4 protein-coding genes and 1 pseudogene are annotated in these 4,424 nt (G+C 72.0%); 4 read left to right on the forward strand and 1 reads right to left on the reverse strand.

From position 1 onward, the window contains the following. From ACTIDRAF_RS28940 to ACTIDRAF_RS35315, 3 genes and pseudogenes are all read left to right on the forward strand, one after another. Positions 1 to 273: pseudogene (locus tag ACTIDRAF_RS28940) on the forward strand (hypothetical protein); the annotation flags it as partial. A gap of 414 nt (positions 274 to 687) precedes the next feature. Next, positions 688 to 1,512, forward strand: a complete 825-nt coding sequence (locus tag ACTIDRAF_RS31990; RefSeq protein WP_016699443.1) for a phage antirepressor KilAC domain-containing protein — start codon at positions 688 to 690, stop codon at positions 1,510 to 1,512. Between the two features lie 229 nt (positions 1,513 to 1,741). Then, a complete protein-coding gene (locus ACTIDRAF_RS35315; protein ID WP_016699444.1) occupies positions 1,742 to 1,864 on the forward strand; it encodes a hypothetical protein in 123 nt (40 codons plus the stop codon). A gap of 408 nt (positions 1,865 to 2,272) precedes the next feature. On the opposite strand, the gene ACTIDRAF_RS0214445 is transcribed toward ACTIDRAF_RS35315, so the two are convergent. Then, positions 2,273 to 3,790 carry a SulP family inorganic anion transporter gene (locus tag ACTIDRAF_RS0214445; RefSeq protein ID WP_026066109.1) on the reverse strand — a complete coding sequence of 506 codons (1,518 nt, stop codon included), beginning with the start codon at positions 3,788 to 3,790 and terminating at the stop codon, positions 2,273 to 2,275. A 402-nt stretch (positions 3,791 to 4,192) separates the two neighbouring features. On the opposite strand from ACTIDRAF_RS0214445, the gene ACTIDRAF_RS0214450 reads away from it, so the two are divergent. Further along, positions 4,193 to 4,424, forward strand: a 232-nt coding sequence (locus ACTIDRAF_RS0214450; RefSeq protein ID WP_026066110.1) for a MerR family transcriptional regulator, incomplete at its 3' end; no start/stop codon positions are given.

Genomic DNA, 4,424 nt, shown 5'->3' on the forward strand with positions numbered 1-4,424 from the left:
CCCCCGCCGGTGGAGCTGGCCGGGGTGCCGGTGTCGCTGGCGGAGGCCAGGGCGGCCGACATCGTCGAGCTCCGCGCCCCGTCCCTCCGCGTCGTGGTCCGGCCCTCGGGCACCGAGCCGAAACTGAAGGCGTACCTCCAGGTGGTCGAGCCGGTCGACGAGGCCGCCCAGGGCGGCGGAGCCGCCAGCACGGACGGCGTGGCGGCGGCGCGGGAACGCGCCGAGGGCCGTCTCGCCGAGCTCCGGGACCGGGTCTCCGAGCTGCTGCGCTGAACCCGGAACCGGCTCCGTCCCGCTCCCGGTGGGACGGAGCCGACCGCGCGGTGTCCGACGCGCCCGCCCGCGCCCCCCGGGCGGGCGCCCCGGTTCTCCCGGTTCTCCCACCGTGCGGAAATCGTCCACCGGCGCCGGAGCTCCTCGGTGGAACCGCCGGAGACGGCGGAGCGCGAGACGTCTCCATTTCGTGGCGGGCGACGCTGGCAGGGATTACGACCAGCCGCACGCGAGTGTGTCGACCTGTTCGGGCCACCCCGCACCACGGGCGAGCTCGCGGCGGCATCCTCCCAGCTCAGTGCCCAGAACTGTCGGTCTTCGCCGGTATTCTCGGTGGTGACGGTGAAAACCCTGGGGAAAACGGTGGGGGCACTTTCCCGGGGTCCCGGCGGGATTCGGCAAGGGAGTTCGGGCATGAATGAGGAAAGCGGTCTGGAATCAGCCTACGACACCAATCCCTTCGACTCGGTTCGGCGTGTGGACGACACCGGTGAGTGGTGGTCCGCCCGCGATCTCATGCCGCTGCTCGGTTATTCGGACTGGCGGCACTTCGGCGAGACCCTGGCTCGGGCCAAGCGGTCCGCCGCCAACACCCGCGTGAACGTGGACGCCTTGTTCGTGGCGGCCGAGCATGGCGCCCCGGCGGGCGGCCGAACCTGGGACGACCACCGCCTCACCAGGTACGCCTGCTACCTCGTCGCGATGAACGGCGACCCGGCAAAGCCGGAGGTGGCGGCGGCCCAACGCTACTTCGCCGTCCGCGCCAGGGAAGCCGAGATCGTGCTGCCCGCACCGAGGATGCCGGAGGACTACCCGTCCGCCCTGCGGGCCCTGGCGGACCAGTTCGAGGAGGCCGAACGCACCCGCAGGGAGTTGGCGGTCGCCGCTCCGAAGGCCGAGGCCTACGACGCCCTGTTGGAGACCGATGGCACCTACCTGGTGGGCAACGTGGCCAAGATGCTCGGAGTCCCCGGGGTCGGCCAGAACAAGCTCTTCGAGTTCCTGCGCGCCGAGCGGGTGCTGATGTCGGCCGAACACCGCCGCAACGAGCCGTACCAGGAGTACGCGCACCACTTCCGCGTGGTGCCGAGCGTGTTCGACACCCCGGACGGGCGTCGTGGGGGGTTCACCACCCGGGTGCGGCCCTCCGGTATCGAGTTCATCCGGTCGCTCCTGGCCCGGCGGGGGTACCAGGTGCGGGCCGAGCTGGCTCCGGTGCGCGAGTCCGACGCCGGCTGACCCGGCCCTTCCCGGGTGCCGGCGGCGGTCCGCCCGATCGTCGGCACCCCGGGGCGCCAGCGGAAGTGGAACGGCGCCGGCTCGGGCGTCCGGTGGTCGCCGCCGACGCCCCCCGGTGAGGTGGTCCTCGTGCTGGTGGCGGGGCATGCCCGGCTCGCCACCGCCAGCGCCGGCCGGGAGGAGTCGTGCGGTTCGGGGCGGGACACGGTCCGCTGCCTGTCGTCGTCCGATGGTCGCGCGCGACCTCGAAGCCCCACCGGGCCGTTCCCCAGACCACCGCTCTTCGAAGCGGACCGCCGACCCGAACGACGACGTGATCACGCTGGTCACGGTCCTCGACGAGTTCGTCTGACACCTACCAGGAGAACCGACGACCTCCTCCTCGGGATCAGTGGTCGGCTCACCAGTCGTCGGCGGGACGGGGCTGGCTCGGTGGAGCGGGGGAGCTGTTCGTGGTGCCCGGGGCCCGAGCACGGCCGAAGGGGTCGGAGGAGACCGCGGTCCTCCTCGGCGAGCGACGGGAGCCGCGGAGCACCGGCGAGCCGGTCGCCCGCTGGCCTCCCCGGTTGAGGCGCTGGACTGGACGGGAGGCCGTCGGGCGTGTGGTCGCGGCTCCGGAGCGACCTGGGCGGGACGGGCCGGCGCGGTCGCTGGCACCGGACGCCGTACCGCCGCCGCACCGAGCTGGCCACGCGGGTTCGGAGGCGGTGTCGCGGGACCCCTGGTGGGCGAGCTGTCCCCGGCCCGGGTCCGCCCGCTCTCAGTGGCCGTTGGCCAGTGATCCGCTGAGCGAGCCGTGGAGGTTCGCGCTCCCTTCGTCGAGGCCGGTGATCTCCACGGTCTTGCCGTGCCTGGCGTACCGGGTCTCCACGGCGTCGAGCGCGGCGACCGAGGAGGCGTCCCAGACATGGGCGGCGGAGAGGTCGATGATGACCTCCGGTGGGTCGTTGGCGTAGTCGAACTGGCTGGCGAGGTCCTCGGAGGAGGCGAAGAACAGCTCGCCGGTCACCCGGTAGACGACGCTGGCCCCGTCCGGGTCCCGGACCGAGGTGACCTGGGTCAGGTGCGCGACCCTGCGGGCGAAGACCACCATCGCCGCGAGCGTGCCCACGACGACCCCCACCGCGAGGTTGTGGGTGACCACCACGCAGATCACGGTGACGACCATGACGACGGTCTCCCCGAGCGGCATCCGCCGCAGGGTGCGGGGGGCGACCGAGTGCCAGTCGAAGGTCGCGAAGGACACCATCACCATGACGGCGACCAGTGCCGCCATCGGCATGTCCGAGACGACGGGGCCGAAGACGACGCAGAGCACCATGAGGAAGGCTCCGGCGAGGAAGGTGGAGAGCCGGGTGCGCGCACCGGAGACCTTGACGTTGATCATCGTCTGGCCGATCATCGCGCAGCCGCCCATGCCGCCGAAGAATCCGGTGACGATGTTGGCGACCCCTTGGCCGACGGACTCCCGGGTCTTGTTCGAGTGGGTGTCGGTGATGTCGTCCACCAGTTTCGCGGTCATCAGCGACTCCATCAGTCCGACGAGCGCCATCGCGAAGGCGTACGGAGCGATGGTGGTCAGGGTCTCCAGGGTCAGCGGAACGTCCGGCAGGCCGAAGGAGGGGAGCGTGGACGGCAGGGCACCCTTGTCGCCCACCGTCGGCACGGCGATGCCGGCCGCCACCGTGATCAGGGTGAGCACCACGATCGACACCAGCGGGGCCGGGACGACGGTGGTGATGCGGGGGAAGAGCACCATCATCGCCAGGCCACCCGCGACCAGCGGGTACACCGCCCACGGCACGTCCCGGAGTTCCGGTACCTGGGCGAGGAAGATGAGGATGGCCAGGGAGTTGACGAAGCCGACCACCACCGAACGCGGGACGAACCGCATCAGCCTGGCCACGCCCAGCGCGCCGAGGACCACCTGGAACACCCCGGCCAGGATCACGGCGGCGACGAGGTAGCCCAGGCCGTGCTCCTGGTTCAGCGGGGCGATCACGAGCGCGACCGCCCCGGTGGCCGCCGAGATCATGGCCCGCCGGCCGCCGACCACCGCGATGGTGACGGCCATCGTGAAGGACGTGAACAGGCCGACGGCCGGGTCGACGCCCGCGATGATGGAGAACGAGATGGCTTCGGGGATCAGGGCGAGCGCGACGACGAGGCCGGCCAGCACCTCGGTGCGCCAGACCTTCGGGCTGGTGATCCAGTCGGGCCACGGCTTCCGCGACCAGCTGGCGGTGGACGGCGTCGAGCCGGATGAGGGCGAGGGCACAGTGGAGGAACCTGTCGTGCTCGGGCACGTCACCAGCGCGGGATGACGTGTTGACGTGCGAGGGGAGGGTGGAGGACATCCCCGGGGGCGCGGTCGGGCCGGCGCCGGGGACGTGGAGGGGAGCGCCGGCCGCGGTCGTGGGAGGGCGGTCAGGCGTCGGACCGGGGCCTTACGGTGGGAAGGCGCGGCCGCCGGCTGGCCGTGGCTCGTGCACGCGCTCCTCCTGGGAGAACCGGATCAGGTCGGAGGCGGCGTCGGCCCCGATGGGGTGCCGTGGTGGCCGGCGTGGGGCTGAGCCACCGCCGACAAACCCTACCCTAACGTAAGGGTAGGGTGAGGGTGGTGTGGCCAGGGTCTCGACCTCGGCGAGAAAGGCGGAGCGGGGGCGTGGACGACAGGCGGATGCGGATCGGCGAGGTCGCGGAGCGGACCGAGCTGTCACTCCGGACGATCCGGCACTACGAGGAGGCCGGCCTGGTGGAGCCCTCTGGCCGCTCCCAGGGCGGGTTCCGCCTCTACACCGAGGCCGACGTCCAGCGCCTGATGGTGATCCGCCGGATGAAGCCGCTGGGCTTCACCCTCGAGCAGATGCGCGACCTGCTGGACGCCACGGAACGGCTCGACGCCGCCACTG

Source organism: Actinoalloteichus spitiensis RMV-1378 (assembly GCF_000239155.1).
In the GTDB taxonomy this organism is placed as follows: domain Bacteria; phylum Actinomycetota; class Actinomycetes; order Mycobacteriales; family Pseudonocardiaceae; genus Actinoalloteichus_B; species Actinoalloteichus_B spitiensis.